The organism is Ectopseudomonas toyotomiensis, assembly GCF_017167985.1.
GTDB lineage: Bacteria > Pseudomonadota > Gammaproteobacteria > Pseudomonadales > Pseudomonadaceae > Aquipseudomonas > Aquipseudomonas toyotomiensis.
In genome coordinates, this window is the sequence record NZ_CP070505.1 from 4113659 (window position 1) to 4137954 (window position 24296).

The following is a 24296-nucleotide window of genomic DNA, read 5'->3' on the forward strand; positions in this document are numbered from 1 at the left end:
ACGCATGAACACTTCGTTGCTCGAAATTCCGCTGCGCCGTCTGCCCTTCAGCTTTGCCAAGCGTCACGGTGTGGTGTTCGTGATGCAGGATGAGCGCGCCAGCCTGGCCCATCGCGCCGATTGTGACCCGGTGGCGCTGGCCGAGGCGCAGCGCTTCGCCGGGCGCCGCCTGCCGCTGCAGGTATTGAGTGCGCCTGAGTTCGCCCAGGTGCTGGGTGCGGCCTATCAACACGATTCAGCATCGATGCAATTGGCCGAGGACATCGGCGGCAGTTTCGATCTGGCCTCGCTGGCCGATCAGGTGCCGGAAACCGAAGACCTGCTGGAGCAAGAGGACGACGCGCCGATCATCCGCCTGATCAACGCCATCCTGGGTGAAGCGATCAAGGAAAACGCCTCCGACATTCACCTTGAAACCTTCGAGAAGCGCCTGGTAGTGCGCTTTCGCGTCGACGGCATCCTCCGTGAGGTGCTCGAGCCCAAGCGCGAGCTGGCGGCGCTGCTGGTCTCGCGGGTGAAGGTCATGGCGCGACTGGACATCGCCGAAAAGCGCGTGCCTCAGGACGGTCGCATCTCGCTCAAGGTCGGCGGGCGAGAGGTGGACATTCGCGTGTCCACATTGCCCTCGGCCAACGGTGAGCGGGTGGTGCTGCGTCTGCTCGACAAACAGGCCGGGCGCCTGTCTCTGCAGCACCTGGGCATGCGCGCCGAGGACCGCAAGCTCATGGAAGAGACGGTGCGTAAGCCGCACGGCATCCTGCTGGTCACCGGCCCCACCGGCTCGGGCAAGACCACCACGCTGTACGCCAGCCTGGTCAGCCTCAACGACCACACGCGCAACATCCTCACCGTCGAAGACCCCATCGAGTACCACCTCGAAGGCATCGGCCAGACTCAGGTCAATACCAAGGTGGACATGACCTTCGCCCGCGGTCTGCGCGCCATCCTGCGCCAGGACCCCGACGTGGTGATGGTCGGCGAGATCCGTGACAAGGAAACCGCCGAGATCGCCGTGCAGGCTTCGCTGACCGGCCACCTGGTGCTGTCGACGCTGCACACCAACAGCGCCATTGGTGCCATTACCCGTCTGGTGGACATGGGCGTTGAGCCCTTTTTGCTGTCGTCATCGCTGCTTGGCGTGCTGGCCCAGCGCCTGGTGCGGGTGCTCTGTCCGTCGTGCAAGGAACCCTATGCGGCCGATGAGGCCGAATGCGCGCTGCTCGGTGTGCCGGCCAGTTCGCCGCCGACGCTTTACCACGCCAGTGGTTGCGCCCATTGCCATCAACAGGGCTATCGTGGACGTACCGGCATCTACGAACTGGTGGTCTTCGATGAAACCATGCGCACTCTGGTGCATAGCCGCGCTTCCGAGCAAGACATGACCCGCCACGCCCGCACTCTGGGCCCGAGCATCCGTGACGATGGCCGGCGCAAGGTGTTGGAAGGGGTGACCACGGTCGAGGAAGTGCTGCGCGTGACGCGAGAGGAATGATGGCAAGTGGGATGTTTTTAGGTGCGACTTCAGCCGTGGGTCGGGGCAGATCGCGACTGAAACGGAATGCCGCCCAGCCGTTCCTACGGGAACAACCGGAGCGATTTGCCGATGGCTGCCTTTGAATATATCGCCCTCGACGGGCGCGGCCGCCAGCAGAAGGGCGTGCTGGAAGCCGACAGCGCGCGCCAGGTGCGCCAACTGCTGCGCGAGCGCCAGCTGGCGCCGCTGGAGGTCAAGGCCACGCGCAGCCGCGAGCAGGACAGCGGGCAGGCGCGCCTGGGTTTTGTACGTGGCCTGTCGGCGCGCGACCTGGCGCTGGTCACTCGCCAGTTGGCGACGCTGATCCAGGCGGCGCTGCCCATCGAAGAAGCGCTGCGCGCCGCCGCTGCGCAATCCACCAGTTCGCGTATCCAGGGCATGCTCCTGGCGGTGCGCGCCCGCGTGCTGGAAGGTCACAGCCTGGCCGGCAGCCTGAAGGAGTTCCCCGCTGCTTTTCCCGAGCTGTACCGCGCCACGGTGGCAGCGGGTGAGCATGCCGGGCACCTTGGTCCGGTGCTGGAGCAATTGGCCGACTACACCGAACAGCGCCAGCAGTCGCGGCAGAAGGTGCAACTGGCGTTGCTCTATCCGGTGATCCTGATGTGCGCCTCCTTGCTGATTGTCGGCTTTCTGCTCGGCTACGTGGTGCCGGACGTGGTCAAGGTGTTCGTCGACTCGGGGCAGACCCTGCCGGCGCTGACGCGCGGGCTGATTGCCCTGAGCGATTGGGTCAAGGCCTGGGGGCTGGTTGCCCTGGTGGCGCTGATACTGGCGGTCGTCGCCTTGCGTGCAGCCCTGCGTGACGAGGCGTTCAGGCTGCGCTGGCATCGATTTCTGCTGCGCATACCGCTGGTGGGGCGACTGGGCCGTGCCACCGATTGCGCGCGTTTTGCCTCGACCCTGGCGATCCTTACCCGTAGTGGTGTGCCGCTGGTGGAGGCGCTGGCGATTGCCGGCGAGGTGATCGGTAACCGGGGGATCCGTGGCGAGGTGCTGGTGGCGGCGCAGAAGGTGCGCGAAGGTGGCAGCCTGACCCGCTCGCTGGAGGCCACCGGCCAGTTCCCGCCGATGATGTTGCATATGATCGCCAGCGGCGAACGCTCCGGTGAGCTGGATCAGATGTTGGCGCGCACGGCAAAGAATCAGGAGAACGACCTCGGCGCACAGATCGCTCTGCTGGTCGGCTTGTTCGAGCCGTTCATGCTGGTATTCATGGGGGCAGTGGTGCTGGTGATCGTACTGGCCATCCTGCTGCCGATTCTTTCTTTGAACCAAATGGTGGGATAGCAGGTGAGAAAATCTCAGGCGGGCTTCACGCTCATCGAAATTATGGTCGTGGTGGTGATTCTGGGCATTCTGGCGGCACTGGTGGTGCCGCAGGTGATGAGTCGGCCCGATCAGGCCAAGGTCACCGCCGCGCAAAACGACATCCGCGCCATCGGCGCGGCGCTGGACATGTACAAGCTCGACAACCACAACTACCCCAGCACCCAACAGGGTCTGGAGGCGCTGGTGAGCAAGCCGAGCGGTAACCCACAAGCGAAGAACTGGAACAAGGACGGCTACCTCAAGCGCCTGCCCATCGACCCCTGGGGCAACCCTTATCAATACCTGGCCCCCGGCACCAAGGGTGCCTTCGACCTCTATTCGCTGGGGGCCGATGGCAAGCAGGGTGGCAGTGACCTGAACGCCGATATCGGCAACTGGGATCTCTGACTCGACCATGCCGTCGTTCGCCTGTGGGAGCGAGCGTCGCGAGCGAAGCATGCGTCGCAGAAAACCTTCGCGAGCAGAGCTCGCTCCTACGTTTAAGGCGCAGCGTGGCTTCACCCTGATCGAGCTGCTGGTGGTACTGGTCATTCTCGGCAGCCTGATCGGCCTGGCGGTGTTCAGCACCGGCATCGCCGGGCCGGCGCGCGAATTGCGCAGCGAGGCCGAGCGCCTAGGTGGGTTGATCGGTGTGCTGGTCGACGAGGCGGTGCTGGACAATCGTGAATATGGCTTGAGCTTTACCCGCGATGGTTACCGGGTGCTGCGCTACGACCCGCAGCGCGGCGAATGGCAGGCGCTGGATCGTCAGTCTCATCGCCTGCCGGAGTGGGCCGAAGTGACGCTTGAGGTGGAGGGCGAAGTGGAAGGCGAGGCCTTGACTCTCGGGGGCGAGGCCAGTGCTGATGCACCGCAGTTGCTGATCCTTTCCAGCGGTGAGATGACGCCCTTCCGTCTGCGCCTGGCCGAACGCCGTCGTGACGGCCTGCGTCTGCAACTGTCCAGCGATGGCTTCGGTCTGCCGCGTGTCGAGGAGCTGGGCATGGGGCGCGCCAGATGAGATCAGCGCGCGGCTTTACCCTGCTCGAAGTGCTGGTGGCCCTGGCCATCTTCGCCCTGATTGCCGCCAGCGTACTGACTGCCAGCGCACGCAGCGTGCGCACGGCCAGCCAGCTTGAGAACAAGACCCTGGCCATGTGGGTGGCGGACAACCGACTGACCGAGCTGCAGCTGGCTGACACGCCACCGGCTGATGGCCGCGACCAGGGCCAGGTGGAGTTCGCCGGCCGTCGCTGGTCGTGGCAGAGTGAAATTCAGGCCACCAGCGAGCCGGCCATGCGCCGCGTGACGCTGTGGGTCGCCGCCGAAGAGCGGGGCGCCAGGGGCGATCTGCGTGAGCGGGCGCAGGTCACGCTCAGCGGTTTCCTGGGGGCGCCGCAGTGACTCGTCCGCAGCGCGGCTTCACCTTGCTGGAGCTGCTGATCGCCATCGCCATCTTCGCCCTGCTGGGGTTGGCCACCTACCGCATGCTCGACAGCGTGCTCAGCGCCGATGCCGTCACTCGCGAGCACGAACGTCAGTTGCGCGAGTTGACCCGCGCCCTGTCAGCCTTCGAGCGTGATCTGCGCCAGGTCACGGTACGGCCGATTCGCGATGCTTTCGGTGATGCCCAGCCAGCGCTGCACGGCGATCTGGCTGATGCCACGGCGCTGGAGCTGAGTCGCGTCGGCTGGCGCAACCCGCTCGGCCAACCGCGTGCCGAAGTACAGCGGGTGCGTTGGCAGCTCAGTGGCGAGCAGTGGCAGCGGCGTTACTGGCGCGTGCTGGATCGCGCGCAGGACAGCACGCCGCAGATCCAGCAGGCGCTCGATGGTGTCGAGTCGTTGAGCCTGCGTTATCTGGACAAGGACGGCCAGTGGCAGCCTGACTGGCCGCCAGCCAATGCCTCTGGCGACGGTCTACTCACCGAGCTGCCGCGCGCTGTGGAACTGCGCCTGCAGCATCGCCGCTATGGCGAACTGCGCCGTCTGCTGCGCCTGCCCGATCTGCCGGCGCAGAACGCTGTCGGCGCGCCGCCGGAGGATTCTAACGAGGTGCCGCAGTCATGAAGCGGCAGAATGGGGTGGCGTTGATCACCGTGCTGCTGGTGGTCGCCTTGGTCACGGTGGTGTGTGCCGGGCTGATCGCCCGTCAGCAGCTGTCGATCCGCAGCAGCGCCAACCAGTTGCACGTGACCCAGGCCTGGCACTACGCCCTGGGGGGCGAGACGCTGGCCACGGCGGTGCTGGAGCGCGATCTGCGCCGGGGCGATCCGCGTCAGCCGGTGGATCACCTGCTGGAACCTTGGGCCGGGCCGCTGACGTTCCCGCTGGATGAAGGCGGCGAGCTACGGGTACGCATCGTCGACCCCAACGGCCGTTTCAACCTCAACAGCCTGGTGCGCCAGGGCCGGCCCAACGAATTGGCGGTGCTGCGCCTGCGCCGCCTGCTGTTGCGTCTGGGCATCGATAAACCCTATGCCGAGCGCTTGCTGGACTGGCTCGATAGCGACAATGAGTTGCAGGGCGGCAATGGCGCCGAGGACGGCCAGTACCTGCTGGCGACACCGGCTTATCGCACGGCCAATCGCGAGATCACCGACGTGTCCGAACTGCGCCTGCTGCTGGAGATGGAGGAGGCCGACTATCGCCGCCTGCGGCCTTTCGTCAGTGCGCTGCCGAGCGAGGCGTTGCTCAACGTCAACACCGCCAGCGCGATGGTGCTCTCCAGCCTGTCCGATGGACTGACGCCGGATGCGGCCCTGGCATTGATCGCCGGGCGTGGTGACGAGGGGTACCTCAGCCCGGCCGCTTTCGCTGCTCAGCCTGCGCTCGCCGGGTTGGGCGAACAGGTGCTACAGGGGCTGGCGGTCGGCAGCCAGTATTTCGAGGTGTTCAGCGAGGTGAACCTGGGTGAACGCCGGGTGGTATTGCGTAGCCTGCTACAGCGCAGCAATGATGGCCAGGTCAGTGTCCTGGCGCGTGATCTGGGGCAGGGCGGTATGCCGCCGCGGCCCATCGAGGAAGAACAAGAATGAACCCGTTATGGATTTTTCTGCCGCCTGAGGCGTGTCACGCGCTCTCGGCGGATCTACCCGTGCAGCGCGTCACGGCAGACGACAGTCGCACGCTCGGTCTGGCCGAGGCTCTGGTCGATTTGCCGGCACACTGGGAGCTGGTGCTGCCGGTTGAGGCGGTCACCGCCTGCGCCGTGCAACTGCCGACGCAGAAGGTGCGCTGGATGCGCCAGGCGCTGCCGTTCGCGGTGGAGGAACTGCTGGCCGAAGAGGTCGAGCTGATGCATCTGGCCCTGGGTGAGCAACTGGCCGATGGCCGTCACCGCGTCTATGCGCTGCGCGCCAGCTGGCTGCGCGAGTGCCTGGCCCTGTGCGCGGCGCAACCGCCGCAGGCGATTCGCGTCGATGCCGATCTGCTGCCACGCCAGGGCAGTCAGCTGCTCTGGTTGCAGTCGCGCTGGTTGCTCGGTGGCGAGGCGCCCTGGCGCCTGGCTTTGCAGAGTGAGGATTGGCCAGCGCTGGCAGGCCGTTGCCCATCGCCATGCGTCGCCAGTGCGCCAGCCGGGCAGGTGCTGCCCGAGCCGGTGGATGAGGTGCATCTGCTGGAGGACGCGCATCAATGGCTGGTGCGTCAGGGCAACGGTGTCGATCTGGCTCAGGGGGAGTTCGCCCTGCGCCAGGGTGGCGACAGTTGGCGGCGTTGGCGCCCGCTAGCGGGGGTATTGGCACTGTGCCTCGTGCTGCAGTGGGGCTTCAATTTCGCGCAAGGCTGGTACCTGCAGCGTGAAGCCGATGCTTATGCCGCGTCCAGCGAGGCGCTGTACCGCGAGTTGTTTCCTCAGGACAGCAAGCTGATCAACCTGCGTGCGCAGTTCGATCAACATCTGGCGCAGTCCACGGGCGGCGATAGTCCGGTGCTGGGCCTGCTGGCCGAAGTAGCAGCGGCGCTGCAGGCCGATGGCGCAGCGCTGGTGCAGGTCAATCAGCTCGATTACAGCGCGACCCGTGGCGATCTGTCGTTGCAATTGCAGGCGCCGGGTTTTGCCGAGCTGGAGCGTTTGCGTGAGCGCCTGGAGGAGTCCGGCCTGTCGGTGCAGATGGGCTCGGCCAGCCGTGAAGCCGAGGGCGTCAGTGCCCGCGTGGTGATAGGAGGATGATGGGCATGTCGAGGACGGGGTTGAGCGAAGGCCTGCAACTGCACTGGCAGCGCTCGCCGCTGGCGCAACGCTGGCAAACGCTGCCGGCACGTGATCGTCTGGCACTCGTGGCGCTGAGCGTTTTCCTGCTGTTGGTGCTGTTCTATCTGGCGCTGTGGCAGCCGGTGCAGCGTCAGGCTCAGGCTGCGCGTGCCGCGTTCGAAGAGCAGCGCGCCCTGTACGCCTATATGCAGAGCCGTGCGCCACAGGTGCAGGGGCGTGACCTGCAGCCACGCGCCAGCCTCGACCCGGCGCGCCTGCAGGGGGTGGTCACGGCAAGTGCCGCCGAGCAGGGCCTGGTGATCGAGCGTCTGGATACCGAGGGCTTTGGCGCGGTGCAGGTCAACCTGCAGCCCGTGGCATTCGCCCAGTTGCTGCGCTGGATTCAAGCGCTGGAGGGGCAGGGGGTGCGCATCGAGGAAGCCGGGCTGGACCGCGCCGAGGAAAATCGCGTGATAGCGCGCTTGAGCCTGCGCGTAGACGGGTAGGGTGCGCCATGCGCACCGGCTTCTTATGGGGCTCGCTACCACGCTGGGTCATCTCGGTGTGCGCGGCGCACCCTACGCGGTGGTGGTCTTGCGGGTAACAGCGCGCACCCGATTGGGCGGTTAGGGAACGTTGGTGCGCCGATACGGTGCCATTTACAACACTGGATGACACGCGAAACCGGCGGTGAGGCCCATGAATCGGGCTTTTGCTGATTTATGGCCTGAGTATTGCTGTAGATATCTGTTTACCCTTTTCTGCTTGATCACTCCTTTTGCGGGCTGTCAATATCTGCCGCCGGCGCTTCCTGTGCTTCTGTAATTAGTTGTCGCATTGAGGAAATATCGCCTCATTGCCTGCCGCTAGAATGCCGCACACCCAGCCAAGGCCCCTTTGTCGCTCGTCCACCACGACAGCGCAGCACCGCCTTCTACAATTCATAAAAGGCCCGGGCCCCTCACTGCCATCGATGTCATACCCAATTCGAAGGAGCAAAGAATGAAGAAGATCGCACTGCTTGGCGCCCTGGCGCTGTCCCTGATGTCGCCCCTGGCCATGGCCGAGAAGCCGCTGCGCATCGGCATCGAGGCGGCCTACCCGCCCTTTGCATTCAAGACTCCCGATGGCCAGATTGCCGGCTTCGACTACGACATCGGCAACGCCCTGTGCGAAGAGATGAAGGTCGAGTGCAAGTGGATCGAGCAGGAGTTCGACGGCCTGATCCCGGCCCTGAAAGTGCGCAAGTTCGACGCCGTGCTGTCTTCCATGTCGATCACCGAAGACCGCAAGAAGTCCGTGGACTTCACCGGCAAGTACTACGCCACGCCGGCCAAGCTGGCGATGAAGGCCGGTACCGAGATCAAGGACCCGCTGGTCGACCTGAAAGGCAAGAAGATCGGCGTGCAGCGTTCGTCCGTGTATGACCGCTACGCCACCGACATCTTCGCCCCGGCTGGCGCCGAGGTCGTGCGCTACAGCTCGCAGAACGAAGTGTTCCTGGATATGCAGTCCGGCCGTCTGGACGCCACCCTGGCCGACTCGGTCAACATCGATGACGGCTTCCTCAAGACCGATGGCGGCAAGGGCTTCGCATTCGTCGGCCCGGACTTCACCGACGTGAAGTACTTCGGCGAAGGCCAGGGCATCGCCGTGCGCAAGGGTGACAAGGCGCTGGCCGACAAGATCAGCGCGGCCATCCTGGCCATCCGCGCCAACGGCAAGTACAAGCAAGTGCAGGACAAGTACTTCGACTTCGACGTATACGGCGAGTAAGCGTCCCAGATAGATGAAGTGGCACTAACCTTTTGAGGTTGTGCCACTTTTTTCTTGGTTCTGCGGGGGCGGTGAATACCAATGCGGCTATTCGACCTGCGGTCCGTCGCGTGAGCGACAGAATTTTCTTTGTGCTAGGCGGCGCCAGGGGTGCCTGAGAGGTATTAGCGCATGCTTCAAGGCTACGGCTCGACCATTCTCGATGGTGCCTGGCTTACCGTGCAGTTGGCGCTGCTGTCGATGGCAGTTGCCGTCGCGCTTGGCTTGCTCGGTGCGGCTTTTCGTCTGTCACCGGTGAAATGGCTGGCCCTGCTGGGCGAGACCTATGCCACGGTGATTCGCGGTATTCCTGAGCTGGTGCTGATTCTGCTGATCTTCTTCGGCGGTCAGGACCTGGTGAACCGCATCGCCCCGTTGCTGGGCCATGAGGATTACATCGACATCAATCCGTTTGTGGCAGGTGTCGGCACGTTGGGCTTCATTTACGGCGCCTATTTGTCGGAGACCTTTCGTGGCGCCTTCATGGCTATCCCGAAAGGGCAGGGCGAGGCTGGCCTGGCCTATGGCATGAGCCCGCTGCGGGTGTTCTTGCGCATCCTCGTGCCGCAGATGATCCGCCTGGCGATTCCCGGTATCACCAACAACTGGCTGGTGCTGGTCAAGGCCACCGCGCTGATCTCCCTGGTCGGCCTGCAGGACATGATGGCCCGCGCCAAGAGCGCCGGTGATGCGACCCGTGAGCCTTTCACCTACATCCTTCTGGCAGCGGCTGTGTACCTGGCGATCACCAGTGTGTCGCTGCTGGTGCTGCGCTATCTCGAACGGCGCTATTCGGTCGGCGTGAAAGCCGCCGAGCTCTGAGGGAGTGACCATGCTTTTCGATTACAACGTGGTACTCGACAGCCTGCCGCTGTACTTCGGCGGCGTGCTGGTGACCCTCAAGTTGCTGATCATCGCGCTGGCCGTGGGCCTGCTGCTGGCTGTGCCGCTGGCGATCATGCGGGTGTCCAGGCAAAAGCTGATCAACTTCCCGGCATGGCTCTACACCTACGTGATCCGTGGTACGCCGATGCTGGTGCAGTTGTACCTGCTTTACTACGGCCTGGCCCAGTTCGAGGCCGTGCGCGAAAGCTTCATGTGGCCTTACCTGTCCAGCGCCACGTTCTGCGCCTGTCTGGCCTTTGCCATCAATACCAGTGCCTACACCGCTGAAATCCTCGCGGGCAGCCTCAAGGCCACACCGCCCGGCGAGATCGAGGCGGCCAAGGCCATGGGCATGTCGCGCAGCAAGCTCTATCGGCGCATCCTGCTGCCGTCGGCGTTGCGCCGCGCGCTGCCACAGTACAGCAACGAGGTGATCATGATGCTGCATACCACCAGCCTGGCCTCGGTAGTGACCCTTATCGACATCACCGGTGCGGCCAAGACCGTCAGCTCGCAGTACTACCTGCCGTTCGAGGCCTACGTCACCGCCGGCCTGTTCTACTTGGCACTGACGTTCATTATGGTGCGCCTGTTCAAGCTGGCCGAACGCCGCTGGCTGGCCTATCTGGCACCACGCAAGGCCTGATGCCATGACGATTGAAGAGAACCCGAACATGTACAAACTCGAAGTTCAGGACCTGCACAAGCGCTACGGCAGCCATGAAGTGATCAAGGGCGTGTCGATGGCGGCCAAGGCCGGCGACGTGATCAGCATCATCGGCTCCAGCGGCTCGGGCAAGAGCACCTTCCTGCGCTGCCTGAACCTGCTCGAGCAGCCGCATGCCGGCAAGATTCTGCTCAACAACGAAGAGCTTAAGCTGCTACCGGCCAAGGACGGTTCGCTGCGCGCCGCCGATGCCAAACAGCTGCAGCGCATGCGCTCGCGCCTGGCCATGGTGTTCCAGCACTTCAACCTGTGGTCGCACATGAGCGCCCTGGAAAACGTGATGGAGGCGCCGGTGCACGTACTCGGCGTAAGCAAGGCCGAAGCCCGCGACAAGGCTGAACATTACCTGGCCAAGGTCGGCGTCGCGCACCGTAAGGACGCCTACCCTGCGCACATGAGTGGTGGTGAGCAGCAGCGCGTGGCCATCGCCCGTGCCCTGGCCATGGAGCCGGAGGTGATGCTGTTCGATGAACCCACTTCGGCGCTCGACCCCGAACTGGTTGGTGAGGTGCTCAAGGTGATGCAGGACCTGGCCACCGAAGGTCGCACCATGGTGGTGGTGACCCACGAAATGGGTTTTGCCCGCGAGGTGTCGAATCAGCTGGTGTTCCTGCACAAGGGATTGGTCGAGGAGCGCGGTTGCCCGAAGGAAGTGCTGGTCAATCCGCAATCCGAACGGCTGCAGCAGTTCCTTTCCGGCAGTCTCAAATAATAAGAAGCTAGACTTCGCACTTAACTGGTGCGTTGAACCCATTGAATAGACACTAATGACTCCCCATCGAATCGGCTTTTTGTACTGGCCCGGCACCAAGGCCCTGACCCTGTCCCTGGCGGAGGAGGCCCTGCGTGTCGCCCAGCGCGTGCATCCGGAAGTGGTGTACGAGCTGGTGTTCCTTCAGGCCGAGCCGCTGGCAGCGGGTGACTGGCGTCTACCGGGCGAGCCCTGGGCCGGGCACCTGGAAGGGTTGGACAAGCTGTTCCTGCTGGCCGATGCGCCGCCAGCGCAGGTGTCTGCGGGGCTGGCGGCGGCGCTCAAGCAGCAGGTGCGCAGCGGTTGTCTGATCGGCGGGCTGTCTGCCGGGGTCTATCCGCTGGCTCAGCTCGGTTTGCTCGATGGTTATCGCGCGGCAGTGCACTGGCGCTGGCAGGACGATTTCGCCGAGCGCTTCCCCAAGGTCATCGCCACCAGCCATCTGTTCGACTGGGACCGTGACCGCCTGACCGCCTGCGGTGGTCTGGCGGTGCTCGATCTGCTGTTGGCGGTGCTGGCGCGCGATCACGGCGCCGAGCTGGCCGGTGCGGTGAGCGAGGAGCTGGTGGTCGAGCGCATTCGCGAGGGCGGCGAACGTCAGCGCATTCCGCTGCAGAATCGCCTCGGCTCCAGCCACCCGAAGCTGACCCAGGCCGTGCTGCTGATGGAAGCTAACATCGAGGAGCCGCTGACCACTGACGAGATCGCCCAGCACGTGTGCGTGTCGCGTCGTCAGCTCGAACGCATCTTCAAGCAGTACCTCAACCGCGTGCCCAGCCAGTATTACCTGGAGCTGCGCCTGAACAAGGCACGGCAACTGCTGATGCAGACCAGCAAGTCGATCATCCAGATCGGCCTGTCCTGCGGCTTCTCCTCGGGGCCGCACTTCTCCAGCGCCTACCGCAACTTCTTCGGCGCCACGCCGCGCGACGACCGTAACCAGCGCCGCAGCAACAGCCCCTTCGAGTTGACGTCGACGCCGGTCGAGCGCGGTTGATCCATTCTGTGGGAGCCGTAGCCCGGATGAAATCCGGGGGGGCGGGTCGGTCCCGGCTTTATTCGGGCTATGCATAGCAGGGTTCGATACTGACCGGTCAGCCTGCGGAGAATTTTTCCAGCGGCGTGCTCCAGGCGGCGATCTGCGATTAAACTGCGCCTTTCCGACGCTTTCTGTCGCTTGGACGAAAACCCGCGGAAAACCTGGGGTGGCGCTGTAAGAAGTTGTCGCATGGCGACAATGCCGACCCCGATTCAGTCCCTACAATCCTTGCATTCCCTGTCGTTTCGGGCGCTTCGTCGCCTCTCTGCGGCCGGTATTTCTCATCAGGAGAGCTTTGATGTCCGTTCAGCACGATGCGGTGCAACGCGCCGATTTCGATCAGTTCATGGTCCCCAACTACGCCCCTGCTGCCTTCGTCCCCGTGCGCGGCCTGGGTTCGCGAGTCTGGGATCAGAGTGGTCGAGAGCTGATCGACTTCGCCGGCGGCATTGCCGTCAACGTGCTTGGCCACTGCCACCCGGCACTGGTCGCGGCGCTGACCAAGCAGGCCAATACCCTGTGGCACATCTCCAACGTATTCACCAACGAGCCGACCCTGCGCCTGGGCAAGAAGCTGGTCGAAGCGACCTTCGCCGAGCGCGTGTTCTTCTGCAACTCCGGCGCCGAGGCCAACGAGGCTGCGTTCAAGCTGGCGCGTCGCGTTGCCCATGACCGCTTCGGCCCGGAAAAGCACGAGATCATCGCCGCTACCAACAGCTTCCACGGCCGCACTCTGTTCACCGTCAGCGTCGGCGGCCAGCCGAAGTACTCCGACGGTTTCGGGCCGAAGATCCAGGGCATCACCCATGTGCCGTACAACGATCTGGAGGCTCTGAAAGCCGCGATTTCCGACAAGACCTGCGCCGTGGTGCTGGAGCCCGTGCAGGGCGAGGGCGGCGTGCTGCCGGCCGAAAAGGCCTATCTGCAAGGCGCTCGCGAACTGTGCAACGCACACAACGCGCTGCTGGTGTTCGATGAAGTACAAAGCGGCATGGGCCGTACCGGCGAGCTGTTCGCCTATATGAATTACGGCGTGGTGCCGGACATTCTCTCCAGCGCCAAGAGCCTGGGCGGTGGTTTCCCCATCGCGGCGATGCTCACTACCACCGATCTGGCCAAGCACTTCTCGCCCGGCACCCACGGCACGACCTACGGCGGCAACCCGCTGGCCTGTGCGGTCGGTGAGGCAGTGCTGGATATCGTCAACACCCGCCAGACCCTGGACGGTGTGAAGACCAAGAGCGAACAGTTCAAGACGCGCCTGTTGGCTCTGGGCAAGCAGTACGGTCTGTTCGAGCAGGTACGAGGCATGGGCCTGCTGCTCGGCTGCGTACTCAACGAGGCGTGGATGGGCAAGGCCAAGCAGGTGCTCGATGCCGCTACCGCCGAGGGTCTGATGATTCTGCAGGCCGGCCCGGATGTGGTGCGTTTCGCTCCGAGCCTGGTGGTCGAAGATGCCGATATCGACGAAGGCCTGGCGCGTTTCGAGCGTGCGCTGAGCAAACTGACGGCCGCCTGAGTCCCTGCTGACTTGCTGCGGGAGGCGCTTTAGCTGCGACAATCGCCGCTGCGACTGCATGGATGCAGAAGGTAGAGCGAATCAGGATGCCCGAGCCGAAAGCGCCTCCCACGGCTGTTTGCCCGACCCGGGCTATGAATACCCTGTTTAGAAGGAGTGACCCATGCTGGTGATGCGCCCTGCGCAAATGGCGGATCTGGCCGAAGTGCAGCGATTGGCTGCTGACAGCCCGGTAGGTGTCACTTCATTGCCGGACGATGCAGGCCGGCTGGGCGACAAGATCGCCGCCTCGGATGCGTCGTTCGCCGCTGAAGTCAGTTTCAACGGCGAGGAGAGCTATTTCTTCGTCCTCGAGGACACCGAGAGCGGGCGCCTGGTCGGTTGTTCCGGCATCGTCGCTTCGGCGGGATATTCCGAACCCTTCTACAGCTTTCGCAACGAAACCTTCGTGCACAACTCGCGTGAGCTGAAGATCCACAACAAGATCCACGTGCTGTCGCTGTGTCACGACCTGACCGGCAACAGCCTGCTCACCAGCTTCTACGTCGAACGCCCGCTGGTCAGCAGCGTGTTCGCCGAGCTCAATTCGCGCGGCCGCCTGCTGTTCATGGCGGGGCACCCGGAGCGTTTCGCCGATGCCGTGGTGGTGGAGATCGTCGGCCACAGCGACGAGAACGGTGATTCTCCGTTCTGGGACGCGCTGGGGCGCAACTTCTTTGACATGACCTACGCCGAGGCCGAGCGCCTGTGCGGTCTCAAGAGCCGCACCTTCCTCGCCGAGCTGATGCCGCATTACCCCATCTACGTGCCGCTGCTCTCCGATGAGGCGCAGGAGGCCATGGGCCAGGTGCATCCGCGCGCGCAGATCACCTTCGACATCCTCATGCGCGAAGGCTTCGAGACCGACCATTACATCGACATCTTCGACGGTGGCCCGACCCTGCATGCACGCACCTCGGGCATCCGCAGCATCGCGCAGAGCCGCCTGGTGCCGGTGAGGATCGGCGAGGCCGAGGCGGGCGGGCGCCAGTATCTGGTGAGCAACGGCCAACTGCAGGATTTCCGCGCCATCGTCGCCGATCTCGACTGGGTGCCGGGTAAGCCTGTGGTGCTCAGCGCACAGGCGGCCGAGGCCCTGGGTGTCGGCGAAGGTGCCAGCGTCAGGTTGGTAGCGGTTTAACAGGCTCGCTCCGGCTGGAGTGGGCGCCCTTCAAGGGCAGAGGAGAGTGCCGGCGGCACTCTTGAGGAATCTGGAGGCTTTATGATCGTTCGTCCCGTGCGCAGTGCCGACTTGCCGGCTCTGATCGACCTGGCTCGCAGCACCGGCGCTGGCCTGACCACGCTGCCGGCCAACGAGGAGCGCCTGGCGCACCGGGTCGGCTGGGCGGAGAAGGCATTTCGTGGCGAGGCCGAGCGTGCCGATGCCGACTACCTGTTCGTCCTCGAAGACGATGCCGGCAAGGTGGTGGGCATTTCTGCGGTGGCCGGCGCCGTCGGCCTGCGCGAGCCCTGGTACAACTACCGGGTCGGCCTGACCGTCAGCGCTTCTCAGGAGTTGAACATCCATCGCCAGGTGCCGACGCTATTCATGGCCAACGACCTGACCGGCAACTCCGAATTGTGCTCGCTGTTTCTGCATGCCGATTACCGCACTGGCCTCAACGGCCGTTTGCTGTCGAAGGCGCGCTTTCTGTTCATCGCCGAGTTTCGCCAGCTGTTCGGCGACAAGGTGATCGCCGAGATGCGCGGCATGTCTGACGAGCGTGGACGCTCGCCGTTCTGGGAAAGCCTCGGTCGGCATTTCTTCAAGATGGAGTTCTCCCAGGCGGACTACCTCACCGGCGTCGGCAACAAGGCCTTCATCGCCGAGTTGATGCCCAAGTTTCCGCTGTACACCTGTTTCCTTTCCGAGGACGCACGTGCCGTGATCGGCCGTGTCCACCCGGACACCGAACCGGCGCTGGCCATGCTCAAGGCCGAGGGTTTCAGCTACCAGGGCTATGTCGATATCTTCGACGCGGGCCCGGCCATCGAGGCGGAAACCGCGAAGATTCGCGCCGTGCAGGGCAGCCAGAACCTGGTACTGGCCATCGGTACGCCGGGTGATGACGCCGAGCCGTTCCTGGTGCACAACCGCAAGCGCCAGGACTGCCGTATCACCGCTGCACCAGCGCGCCTGGCGGCCGGCACTTTGGTGGTCGATCCGCTGACGGCCAAGCGTCTGCGCCTTTCTGCGGGTGATCAGGTACGCGCCGTGCCGTTGGCGGCGCACCGCTGAGTTATTGGTTTTGCGCGGCGGCCCAAGCCGGCCGCTGGAAAATGCTGGGAGTGGTAAAACAAGATGAACACTCATTACATCGCAGGTCAGTGGCAGTCCGGTCAGGGCGAGTCGCTGCAATCGCTCGACCCGGTCAGCCAGGCCGTGCTCTGGCAGGGTCAGGGCGCCACCGCTGCGCAGGTCGATGCAGCCGTTGCCGCTGCGCGTGGCGCTTTCTCGTTGTGGGCAGCGCATTCGCTGGATGGCCGCATCGCCGTGCTGGAGCGCTTCGCCGCCTGCCTGAAGTCGCGTGCCGACGAAATGGCCCGGGCGATTGGTGAGGAGACCGGCAAACCATTATGGGAAGCTGCCACCGAAGTGAACAGCATGGTGGGCAAGGTCGCCATTTCCATTCAGAGCTATCGCGAGCGCACCGGTGAGAAGAGCGGCCCGCTGGGCGACGCCACCGCGGTGTTGCGCCACAAACCGCACGGCGTGGTGGCGGTGTTTGGCCCCTACAACTTTCCCGGCCACTTGCCTAACGGCCATATCGTGCCGGCGCTCCTGGCTGGTAACTGCGTGCTGTTCAAGCCCAGCGAGTTGACGCCGAAGGTGGCCGAGCTGACGGTCAAATGCTGGATCGAGGCCGGGCTGCCCGAGGGCGTGCTCAGCCTGCTGCAGGGCGGTCGTGAAACCGGCGTCGCGCTGGCCGGTCATCCTGGTATCGACGGGCTTTTCTTCACTGGCTCCAGCCGCACCGGCAACCTGCTTCACGCCCAATTCGCCGGGCGCCCGGACAAGATCCTGGCGCTGGAGATGGGCGGCAACAACCCGCTGATCGTCGATCAGGTCGCGGATGTCGATGCCGCGGTGTACACCATCGTCCAGTCCGCGTTCATCTCGGCTGGCCAGCGCTGCACCTGCGCGCGTCGTCTGCTGGTGCCACAAGGGCAGTGGGGTGACGCCCTGCTGGCGCGTCTGGTGCAGGTTGCCGGGCAGATCAAGGTCGGTCGCTTCGACGAGCAGCCGGCGCCGTTCATGGGCTCGGTGATTTCCCTGCAGGCCGCCGCGCAGCTGATGCAGGCCCAGCAGGACTTGCTGGCCGGCGGCGCCACGGCATTGCTGGCGATGACCCAGCCGCAGGAGGGGGCTGCGCTGCTGACGCCCGGCATTCTCGATGTCACGGCCGTGAGCGACCGTCCTGACGAAGAATTCTTCGGTCCGCTGCTGCAGGTGATCCGCTACGACAGTTTCGAGGCTGCCATCGCCGAGGCCAACGCCACGGCTTATGGTCTGGCCGCCGGCCTGCTGTCCGACTCACGTGCGCGCTTCGAGCAGTTCTGGCTGCACAGCCGCGCCGGTATCGTCAACTGGAACAAACAGCTCACTGGCGCCGCCAGCACTGCGCCTTTCGGTGGCATCGGCGCTTCGGGCAACCATCGCGCCAGTGCCTACTATGCAGCGGATTACTGCGCCTACCCGGTGGCCGGGCTTGAGAGCGAAAGCCTGGCCTTACCCGCGACCCTGACCCCGGGAGTGACTCTGTAATGACCGCTTATGAGATGTCCGCTTTTGAAATGAATGTCGACGGCCTGGTCGGGCCGACTCACAACTACGGTGGGTTGTCCTACGGTAACGTCGCGTCGCAGAGCAACTGTCAGGCCGTGTCGAGCCCCAAGGAAGCCGCCAAGCAAGGGCTGGCGAAGATGAAGGCGCTGATGGACATGGGCTTCAAGCAGGGCGTACTGGCCCCGCAGGAGCGTCCGGACGTTGCCGCCTTGCGCAGCCTGGGCTTTACCGGTAGTGACGCGCAGGTGATCGCCAAGGCCGCCAAGGGCGCCATGCCTCTGCTGGTGGCGAGCTGTTCGGCCTCCAGCATGTGGACGGCCAATTCCTGCACTGTCAGCCCCAGCGCCGACACGGCAGATGGGCGCGTGCACTTCACCGCCGCCAACCTCAACTGCAAGTTCCACCGCAGCATCGAGCACCCCACCACCAGCCGCGTGCTGCAGGCGATGTTCGCCAGCGAGAAACACTTCGCTCATCACCCGGCGTTGCCGGCGGTCAGTCAGTTTGGTGACGAAGGTGCGGCCAACCATACGCGCTTCTGCAAGGGCTATGGCGACGCCGGTGTGGAGTTCTTCGTCTACGGCCGCAGCGCCTTCGACAGTCGCTATCCGGCCCCGCAGCGCTACCCGGCGCGGCAGACCCTGGAAGCCTCTCACGCGGTGGCCCGCTTGCATGGCCTGGGCAAGGCCGGGGTGGTGTTCGCCCAGCAGAATCCGGAGGTGATCGATCAGGGCGTGTTTCACAACGACGTGATCGCCGTGGGCAACGGCGAGGTGCTGCTCTATCACCAGGATGCCTTCTTGGGCACCGACAAGGTACTGGCCGAACTGGGTGAAAAACTGGCCCGGCGCGGCGGTAACTTCCAGGCCATCTGCGTGCCAGCTTCTGCCGTCAGTGTGCAGGATGCGGTGCGTTCCTACCTGTTCAACAGCCAGCTGCTGACGCGTGCCGATGGCAGCATGCTGTTGGTGGTGCCAGAGGAGTGCAAGAGCAACGCCAGCGTCTGGCGCTACCTGGAGCAACTGACCGCGAGCGGCGGGCCGATCCGCGAGGTGCGCGTGTTCGACCTCAAGCAGAGCATGCAGAACGGCGGTGGTCCGGCTTGCCTGCGCCTGCGTGTGGCGCTCAATGAGCAGGAGCTGGCCGCGGTCAATCCGGGCGTGCTGATGAGCGACGCGCTGCATGACACATTGGTGGCATGGGTCGACAAGCATTACCGCGATCGCCTCAGCGAAGCCGATCTGGCCGACCCGCAATTGCTGACCGAATGCCGCACGGCATTGGATGAACTGACGCAGATCCTTAAACTGGGCTCGGTCTATCCTTTCCAGATAGCCTGAACCTGACCTCGATTCCCGGAGATTTTATGAGCGACGCGCTGCAACTGATTCTTGAAGACAACGACGGTACCCAACTGGAAACCTCCTGCAGCCGCTTTGCCGTGGTCTGGCAGGGCAAGGAACTGTGGGTCCAGGCCGTTGGCGATCAGTTGCTGATCGGCGTCGATGTGGAAGAGGGCGATACCGAGTACGTCAACCTGCTGTTGCGTCCGCAGGCTACCAACCTGGTCAGCCTGCAGCTGGAGATGGAGCCGATGATTGCCGACGAGGATGATCATGTTCATGGCCCGGACTGCAACCACTGATCGAATCTTGTAGGGCGGGCCGGGCGGCGCTCCGCTTCAGCCCACCCTGCGAAAATGCTGCGAACCAAGGAGTCCCCATGCTTGCCCTCGGCAAACTGCTTGAACTGACCCTGGCCGGCCACGAGCCGTCGGCGAAGATTCAACTGACGCCCGATGGTACGCGTCTGCGCTGGCTCGACGAAGGTGCGCTGGAGGTGACGCCGCCTGCAGCGCGCGACAATGGCCTCGACCTGCTGCTGTCGGCCGGCGTCCACGGCAACGAAACCGCACCAATCGAGCTGCTCGATCGTCTGCTGCGCGGCATCGCGCGCAATGAACTGCATCCGGCGGCGCGCATTCTCTTTCTGTTCGGCAATCCCGAGGCCATGCGCCGCGGTGAGCGCTATATCGAGCAGGACCTCAACCGCCTGTTCAGTGGTCGTCACGAGCAGTCCAGTGGCTTCGAGGCTATTCGCGCCTGCGATCTGGAGCATCTGGCCGCCACCTTTTTCGGCAAGCAAACAGGCCGCACTCGTCTGCATTACGACCTGCACACCGCCATTCGCGGCTCGAAAATCGAGCAGTTCGCCCTTTATCCCTGGCAGGAAGGTCGCGCTCACTCGCGGCGTGAGCTGGAGCGCCTGCGCGCTGCCGGCATCGAGGCGGTGCTGCTGCAGAACAAGTCTTCGATCACCTTTAGCGCTTACACCTATGCGCAGCTTGGTGCCGAGGCTTTCACCCTGGAGTTGGGCAAGGCGCGCGCCTTCGGTCAGAACGAGTTGGTCAACCTCGACCTGCTGGAGAATGCGCTGCACGCACTGATCGAAGGGCGCGAAGTGATCAGCGGCGAGCCGACGCTCGATGGCTTGCAGCTGTTTTCGGTATCACGTGAGGTGATCAAGCACAGCGACAGCTTCCAGTTGCACCTGCCGGAGGATATTGAAAACTTCACCGAACTGGAGCCCGGTTACCTGCTCGCCGAAGACATCGCCGACAGCCGCTGGATAGTGGAAGAGAAGGGCGCGCGAATCATCTTCCCCAATCCCAAGGTCAAGAACGGTCTGCGCGCCGCCATCCTGATCGTCCCCGACGACGGTGCCGGCCTGGCGTAGCGGCGTTTGTGGGAGGGGCTTTAGCCGCGATGCTACGGCGTATTGATCGCCGCTAAAGCGCCTCCCACGGCTATCCGCGATTTTGCCCGCAACTGTATCTTTCACCGTCTGGGCGACCTCTTTAGCATGAGCCTTTCGCCAATTGCCGGGAAAGCCTGTCATGCCCCTGATCGACCTGCGTAGCGACACCGTCACCCAACCCACCGTTGCCATGCGCGAAGCCATGATGGCTGCCGAGCTGGGCGATGACGTGTATGGCGAAGACCCCACGGTAAACCGTCTGGAGGCCTGGCTGGCCAATGAGCTGGGCTTCGCGGCGGCGCTGTTCGTTCCCACCGGCACCATGAGCAACCTGCTCGGCCTGATGGCTCATTGCGAGCGGGGTGACGAATACATCGTCGGCCAGCAAGCCCACACCTACAAGTACGAGGGCGGCGGTGCGGCCGTGCTTGGCTCCATCCAGCCGCAGCCGATCGACGGCGAAGCCGACGGCTCGCTGGATCTGGCCAAGGTCGAAGCGGCGATCAAGCAGGACGACTTCCACTTCGCCCGTACCCGCTTGCTGGCTCTGGAAAACACCATGCAGGGCAAGGTGCTGGCGCTCGACTACCTGGCAGCCGCCCGCGAACTCACTCGCCGCCGTGGCTTGAGCCTACACCTCGATGGCGCCCGCCTGTACAACGCCGCGGTCAAGCTCGGGGTGCCGGCGCGCGACATCACCCGACACTTCGACTCGGTCTCGGTATGCCTGTCCAAGGGCCTCGGTGCGCCGGTCGGTTCGGTGCTATGCGGCAGCACTGCGCTGATTGCCAAGGCGCGGCGTCTGCGCAAGATGGTCGGTGGCGGCATGCGTCAGGCCGGGGTGTTGGCGGCGGCGGGGCTGTATGCCCTGCATCATCAGGTTCAGCGTCTGGCTGAGGATCATGCCAACGCGGAGCGCCTGGGCACTGCACTGACCGAACTGGGCTACAGCGTCGAGCCGGTGCAGACCAATATGGTTTATGTGCAACTTGGTGAGCGCGCCGGGCAGATCAAGGCCTTCATGGCCGAACGCGGCATTGCCGTCAGTGCCGCGCCGCGCCTGCGTCTGGTCACTCATCTGGATGTCAGCGCCGAGCAGATCGTGCGGGTGATCGAGGCGTTCGACGCTTTTCGCTCTCATTGAGCAATATGCCGACAGTTCATAGCTGTCGGCTATCAACAAGGTACTAGCCGCGCGCGGTGGGCCCGATATAATGCGGCCCTTTGCCGGCTTTTGCCGTGGCCGCCTGATTCCGTGGATATCCCTATGAAAAGCGCAGAAATCCGTGAAGCCTTCCTGAGCTTCTTCGAAGAAAAAGGGCACACCCGTGTCGCTTCCAGCTCGCTGATTCCGGCGAACGACCCGACCCTGCTGTTCACCAACGCAGGCATGAACCAGTTCAAGGACTGCTTCCTCGGTCTGGAAAAGCGCGCCTACACCCGCGCCACCACCAGCCAGAAGTGCGTGCGTGCCGGCGGCAAGCACAACGACCTGGAGAACGTTGGCTACACCGCACGTCACCACACCTTCTTCGAAATGCTGGGCAACTTCAGCTTCGGTGACTATTTCAAGCGTGACGCCATTCATTACGCCTGGGAGTTCCTGACCTCCGACAAGTGGCTGAACCTGCCCAAGGAAAAGCTCTGGGTTACCGTTTACGCCACCGATGACGAGGCTTACGAAATCTGGAACAAGGAAATTGGCGTACCGGCCGAGCGCATGATCCGCATCGGCGACAACAAGGGCGCGCCATACGCTTCCGACAACTTCTGGGCAATGGGCGATACCGGCCCGTGCGGCCCGTGCACCGAGATCTTCTTCGACCACGGCGAGCACATCTGGGGCGGCCCACCCGGCAGCCCGGAAGAAGATGGTGATCGCTACATCGAGATCTGGAACAACGTGTTCATGCAGTTCAACCGCACTGCAGACGGTGTGCTGCACCCGCTGCCGGCGCCGAGCGTGGACACCGGCATGGGCCTGGAGCGCATCAGCGCCGTGCTGCAGCACGTCAACTCGAACTACGAGATCGACCTGTTCCAGAACCTGCTGGCTGCCTCGGCCAAGGCCATTGGCTGCAGCAACGAAGGCCAGGCTTCGCTGAAGGTGGTGGCCGACCATATCCGTTCCTGCAGCTTCCTGATCGCCGACGGCGTCACTCCGTCCAACGAAGGCCGTGGCTACGTGCTGCGCCGCATCGTGCGTCGCGCCTGCCGCCACGGTAACAAGCTGGGTGCCAAGGGCAGCTTCTTCTACCAGATCGTCGCCGCCCTGGTGGCCGAGATGGGCGAAGCCTTCCCCGAGCTCAAGCAGCAGCAGGCGCACATCGAGCGCGTGCTCAAGACCGAAGAAGAGCAGTTCGCCAAGACCCTGGAGCAGGGCCTGAAGATCCTCGAGCAGGATCTGGCTGGCTTGAAAGGCTCGGTCATCCCGGGTGATGTGGTGTTCAAGCTGTACGACACCTACGGCTTCCCGGTTGACCTGACCGCCGATATCGCCCGCGAGCGCGAGCTGTCGGTGGACGAGGAAGGTTTCGAGCGTGAGATGGAGGCGCAGCGCGAGCGCGCCCGCTCTGCCAGCGCCTTCGGTATGGACTACAACGCCCTGGTCAAGGTTGACGCCGACACCCGCTTCCTCGGCTACGAAGGCACCAGCGGCAGCGGCAAGATCATTGCCCTGTTCAAGGCCGGTGCTGCGGTCGACAGCCTCGCCGAAGGCGAGGAGGGCGTGGTGGTGCTGGATCAGACCCCGTTCTACGCCGAATCCGGTGGTCAGGTCGGGGACTGCGGTTACCTGGAAAGTGCTGGCGTACGCTTCGACGTGCGCGACACCACCAAGGCCGGCGGTGCCTTCCTGCACCACGGTGTGGTGGCCAAGGGCGGCCTGAGTGTCGGCACCAGTGTCAAGGCTGAAGCCGAAGCCGGCGTGCGTCAGGCCACCGCGCTGAACCACTCCGCGACTCACCTGCTGCACGCCGCGCTGCGTCAGGTGCTGGGCGATCACGTGCAGCAGAAGGGCTCGCTGGTCGACAGTCAGCGCCTGCGCTTCGACTTCAGCCACTTCGAGGCGATCAAGCCCGAGCAGATCAAGCAGCTGGAAGACATCGTCAACGCCGAGATTCGCAAGAACTCCGAGGTCGAGACCGAGGAAACCGACATCGAAACCGCCAAGGCCAAGGGCGCCATGGCGCTGTTCGGCGAGAAGTACGGCGATCAGGTGCGGGTGCTGAGCATGGGCGGCGATTTCTCCGTCGAGCTCTGCGGCGGTACCCACGTATCGCGTACCGGCGACATCGGTCTGTTCAAGATCACCAGCGAAGGCGGCGTGGCCGCTGGCGTGCGTCGTATCGAAGCGGTCACTGGCGCCGCCGCGCTGGCCTGGCTCAATGGCGCCGAGGAGCAGCTCAAGGAAGCCGCTTCCCTGGTCAAGGGCAGCCGCGACAACGTGTTGGACAAGCTCTCGGCCCTGATCGAACGCAACCGTCAGCTGGAAAAGGAGCTGGAGCAGCTCAAGGCCAAGGCCGCCAGCGCCGCCGGTAACGACCTGGCCGGTTCGGCCGTGGACGTGAAGGGCACCAAGGTGCTGGCTGCGCGTCTCGATGGTCTGGACGGCAAGGCGCTGCTGGCGCTGGTTGACCAGTTGAAGAACAAGCTGGGCAGCGCTGTGATCCTGCTCGGCGGTGTGTTCGACGAGAAGGTGGTGCTGGTCGCTGGTGTGACCCAGGATCTGACCGCCAAGGTCAAGGCCGGTGACCTGATGCGTCAGGCCGCGGCAGCTGTGGGCGGCAAGGGCGGCGGTCGCCCGGACATGGCTCAGGGCGGCGGCGTTGATGCCGGCAAGCTGGATGAAGCCCTGGCTCTGGCCGCTACTCTGGTCGAGCAGGCTTCGTAACGAGCGAGAAAGCGGGGCCCGCAGTGCGTCCGGCGGGCCTTGGCAGTAT

General features: G+C 64.1%; 23 protein-coding genes. All 23 read left to right on the forward strand.

The genetic code is table 11. The features are described 5' to 3' along the window. Positions 1-4 precede the first annotated feature (4 nt). The 23 genes from gspE (at position 5) to alaS (ending at position 24247) form a co-directional block, all read left to right on the forward strand. Positions 5-1492, forward strand: coding sequence for a type II secretion system ATPase GspE (gspE, locus tag JWV26_RS19065; protein WP_206417578.1), 1488 nt, complete (start codon positions 5-7; stop codon positions 1490-1492). A 111-nt stretch (positions 1493-1603) separates the two neighbouring features. Further along, a complete protein-coding gene (gene xcpS / locus JWV26_RS19070) occupies positions 1604-2821 on the forward strand; it encodes a GspF family T2SS innner membrane protein variant XcpS (protein WP_206417579.1) in 1218 nt (405 codons plus the stop codon). A 42-nt stretch (positions 2822-2863) separates the two neighbouring features. Next, positions 2864-3250 (forward strand): type II secretion system major pseudopilin GspG, encoded by a 387-nt coding sequence (gene gspG, locus JWV26_RS19075; RefSeq protein ID WP_017677561.1) that lies wholly within the window; start codon positions 2864-2866, stop codon positions 3248-3250. Positions 3251-3299: 49 nt separating this feature from the next. After that, positions 3300-3863: a type II secretion system minor pseudopilin GspH gene (gene gspH / locus JWV26_RS19080; protein WP_206417580.1), complete on the forward strand. Its 564-nt coding sequence runs from the start codon at positions 3300-3302 to the stop codon at positions 3861-3863. Continuing rightward, on the forward strand, positions 3860-4246 hold the full coding sequence (gene gspI, locus JWV26_RS19085) for a type II secretion system minor pseudopilin GspI (protein ID WP_064494480.1): 387 nt from the start codon (positions 3860-3862) through the stop codon (positions 4244-4246). Before gspH ends, gspI begins: the two co-directional genes overlap by 4 nt. Further along, positions 4243-4911: a type II secretion system minor pseudopilin GspJ gene (gene gspJ / locus JWV26_RS19090; RefSeq protein WP_196456160.1), complete on the forward strand. Its 669-nt coding sequence runs from the start codon at positions 4243-4245 to the stop codon at positions 4909-4911. The genes gspI and gspJ overlap by 4 nt, the downstream gene beginning before the upstream one ends. Next, the gene (gspK, locus tag JWV26_RS19095) at positions 4908-5879 is read left to right on the forward strand and encodes a type II secretion system minor pseudopilin GspK (protein ID WP_206417581.1); all 972 of its coding nucleotides are present in this window, start codon (positions 4908-4910) and stop codon (positions 5877-5879) included. The genes gspJ and gspK overlap by 4 nt, the downstream gene beginning before the upstream one ends. Beyond that, a complete protein-coding gene (gspL, locus tag JWV26_RS19100; protein WP_206417582.1) occupies positions 5876-7015 on the forward strand; it encodes a type II secretion system protein GspL in 1140 nt (379 codons plus the stop codon). The genes gspK and gspL overlap by 4 nt, the downstream gene beginning before the upstream one ends. A gap of 5 nt (positions 7016-7020) precedes the next feature. Continuing rightward, complete coding sequence (locus JWV26_RS19105; protein WP_152029969.1) at positions 7021-7542, forward strand: type II secretion system protein M; 522 nt, start codon at positions 7021-7023, stop codon at positions 7540-7542. Positions 7543-8038: 496 nt separating this feature from the next. Continuing rightward, positions 8039-8812, forward strand: a complete 774-nt coding sequence (locus JWV26_RS19110; RefSeq protein ID WP_079784100.1) for an ABC transporter substrate-binding protein — start codon at positions 8039-8041, stop codon at positions 8810-8812. Positions 8813-8983: 171 nt separating this feature from the next. Continuing rightward, the gene (locus JWV26_RS19115) at positions 8984-9673 is read left to right on the forward strand and encodes an ABC transporter permease (protein WP_072424546.1); all 690 of its coding nucleotides are present in this window, start codon (positions 8984-8986) and stop codon (positions 9671-9673) included. 10 nt (positions 9674-9683) lie between these two features. Beyond that, the gene (locus tag JWV26_RS19120) at positions 9684-10382 is read left to right on the forward strand and encodes an ABC transporter permease (RefSeq protein ID WP_079784099.1); all 699 of its coding nucleotides are present in this window, start codon (positions 9684-9686) and stop codon (positions 10380-10382) included. Between the two features lie 28 nt (positions 10383-10410). After that, a complete protein-coding gene (locus tag JWV26_RS19125) occupies positions 10411-11175 on the forward strand; it encodes an ABC transporter ATP-binding protein (RefSeq protein WP_074914056.1) in 765 nt (254 codons plus the stop codon). A gap of 55 nt (positions 11176-11230) precedes the next feature. Then, complete coding sequence (argR, locus tag JWV26_RS19130; RefSeq protein ID WP_206417583.1) at positions 11231-12211, forward strand: transcriptional regulator ArgR; 981 nt, start codon at positions 11231-11233, stop codon at positions 12209-12211. Positions 12212-12551: 340 nt separating this feature from the next. After that, the gene (locus JWV26_RS19135) at positions 12552-13772 is read left to right on the forward strand and encodes an aspartate aminotransferase family protein (RefSeq protein ID WP_017677549.1); all 1221 of its coding nucleotides are present in this window, start codon (positions 12552-12554) and stop codon (positions 13770-13772) included. A 163-nt stretch (positions 13773-13935) separates the two neighbouring features. Next, a complete protein-coding gene (gene aruF / locus JWV26_RS19140; protein ID WP_072424549.1) occupies positions 13936-14952 on the forward strand; it encodes an arginine/ornithine succinyltransferase subunit alpha in 1017 nt (338 codons plus the stop codon). A gap of 81 nt (positions 14953-15033) precedes the next feature. After that, the gene (astA, locus tag JWV26_RS19145; protein WP_072424550.1) at positions 15034-16050 is read left to right on the forward strand and encodes an arginine N-succinyltransferase; all 1017 of its coding nucleotides are present in this window, start codon (positions 15034-15036) and stop codon (positions 16048-16050) included. Between the two features lie 63 nt (positions 16051-16113). Beyond that, positions 16114-17577, forward strand: coding sequence for a succinylglutamate-semialdehyde dehydrogenase (gene astD, locus JWV26_RS19150; protein ID WP_196456172.1), 1464 nt, complete (start codon positions 16114-16116; stop codon positions 17575-17577). A 14-nt stretch (positions 17578-17591) separates the two neighbouring features. Further along, positions 17592-18938 (forward strand): N-succinylarginine dihydrolase, encoded by a 1347-nt coding sequence (gene astB, locus JWV26_RS19155; RefSeq protein WP_072424803.1) that lies wholly within the window; start codon positions 17592-17594, stop codon positions 18936-18938. Positions 18939-18964: 26 nt separating this feature from the next. After that, positions 18965-19243, forward strand: coding sequence for a hypothetical protein (locus JWV26_RS19160; protein ID WP_003461883.1), 279 nt, complete (start codon positions 18965-18967; stop codon positions 19241-19243). Positions 19244-19320: 77 nt separating this feature from the next. Next, entirely contained in the window at positions 19321-20334 is a 1014-nt protein-coding gene (gene astE, locus JWV26_RS19165; protein ID WP_021488632.1) for a succinylglutamate desuccinylase, read from the forward strand. Positions 20335-20494: 160 nt separating this feature from the next. Next, positions 20495-21499: a low-specificity L-threonine aldolase gene (gene ltaE / locus JWV26_RS19170; protein ID WP_196456174.1), complete on the forward strand. Its 1005-nt coding sequence runs from the start codon at positions 20495-20497 to the stop codon at positions 21497-21499. 123 nt (positions 21500-21622) lie between these two features. Beyond that, positions 21623-24247 (forward strand): alanine--tRNA ligase, encoded by a 2625-nt coding sequence (alaS, locus tag JWV26_RS19175; protein WP_074914063.1) that lies wholly within the window; start codon positions 21623-21625, stop codon positions 24245-24247. Positions 24248-24296 lie beyond the last annotated feature (49 nt).

Bases quoted from the DNA above. Each gene is read 5' to 3' on its own strand.
- gspE (WP_206417578.1), top strand. From the start codon at position 5: ATGAACACTTCGTTGCTCGAAATTCCGCTGCGCCGTCTGCCCTTCAGC.
- xcpS (WP_206417579.1), top strand. From the start codon at position 1,604: ATGGCTGCCTTTGAATATATCGCCCTCGACGGGCGCGGCCGCCAGCAG.
- gspG (WP_017677561.1), top strand. From the start codon at position 2,864: ATGGTCGTGGTGGTGATTCTGGGCATTCTGGCGGCACTGGTGGTGCCG.
- gspH (WP_206417580.1), top strand. From the start codon at position 3,300: ATGCGTCGCAGAAAACCTTCGCGAGCAGAGCTCGCTCCTACGTTTAAG.
- gspI (WP_064494480.1), top strand. From the start codon at position 3,860: ATGAGATCAGCGCGCGGCTTTACCCTGCTCGAAGTGCTGGTGGCCCTG.
- gspK (WP_206417581.1), top strand. From the start codon at position 4,908: ATGAAGCGGCAGAATGGGGTGGCGTTGATCACCGTGCTGCTGGTGGTC.
- gspL (WP_206417582.1), top strand. From the start codon at position 5,876: ATGAACCCGTTATGGATTTTTCTGCCGCCTGAGGCGTGTCACGCGCTC.
- JWV26_RS19105 (WP_152029969.1), top strand. From the start codon at position 7,021: ATGTCGAGGACGGGGTTGAGCGAAGGCCTGCAACTGCACTGGCAGCGC.
- JWV26_RS19110 (WP_079784100.1), top strand. From the start codon at position 8,039: ATGAAGAAGATCGCACTGCTTGGCGCCCTGGCGCTGTCCCTGATGTCG.
- JWV26_RS19115 (WP_072424546.1), top strand. From the start codon at position 8,984: ATGCTTCAAGGCTACGGCTCGACCATTCTCGATGGTGCCTGGCTTACC.
- JWV26_RS19120 (WP_079784099.1), top strand. From the start codon at position 9,684: ATGCTTTTCGATTACAACGTGGTACTCGACAGCCTGCCGCTGTACTTC.
- JWV26_RS19125 (WP_074914056.1), top strand. From the start codon at position 10,411: ATGTACAAACTCGAAGTTCAGGACCTGCACAAGCGCTACGGCAGCCAT.
- argR (WP_206417583.1), top strand. From the start codon at position 11,231: ATGACTCCCCATCGAATCGGCTTTTTGTACTGGCCCGGCACCAAGGCC.
- JWV26_RS19135 (WP_017677549.1), top strand. From the start codon at position 12,552: ATGTCCGTTCAGCACGATGCGGTGCAACGCGCCGATTTCGATCAGTTC.
- aruF (WP_072424549.1), top strand. From the start codon at position 13,936: ATGCTGGTGATGCGCCCTGCGCAAATGGCGGATCTGGCCGAAGTGCAG.
- astA (WP_072424550.1), top strand. From the start codon at position 15,034: ATGATCGTTCGTCCCGTGCGCAGTGCCGACTTGCCGGCTCTGATCGAC.
- astD (WP_196456172.1), top strand. From the start codon at position 16,114: ATGAACACTCATTACATCGCAGGTCAGTGGCAGTCCGGTCAGGGCGAG.
- astB (WP_072424803.1), top strand. From the start codon at position 17,592: ATGTCCGCTTTTGAAATGAATGTCGACGGCCTGGTCGGGCCGACTCAC.
- JWV26_RS19160 (WP_003461883.1), top strand. From the start codon at position 18,965: ATGAGCGACGCGCTGCAACTGATTCTTGAAGACAACGACGGTACCCAA.
- astE (WP_021488632.1), top strand. From the start codon at position 19,321: ATGCTTGCCCTCGGCAAACTGCTTGAACTGACCCTGGCCGGCCACGAG.
- ltaE (WP_196456174.1), top strand. From the start codon at position 20,495: ATGCCCCTGATCGACCTGCGTAGCGACACCGTCACCCAACCCACCGTT.
- alaS (WP_074914063.1), top strand. From the start codon at position 21,623: ATGAAAAGCGCAGAAATCCGTGAAGCCTTCCTGAGCTTCTTCGAAGAA.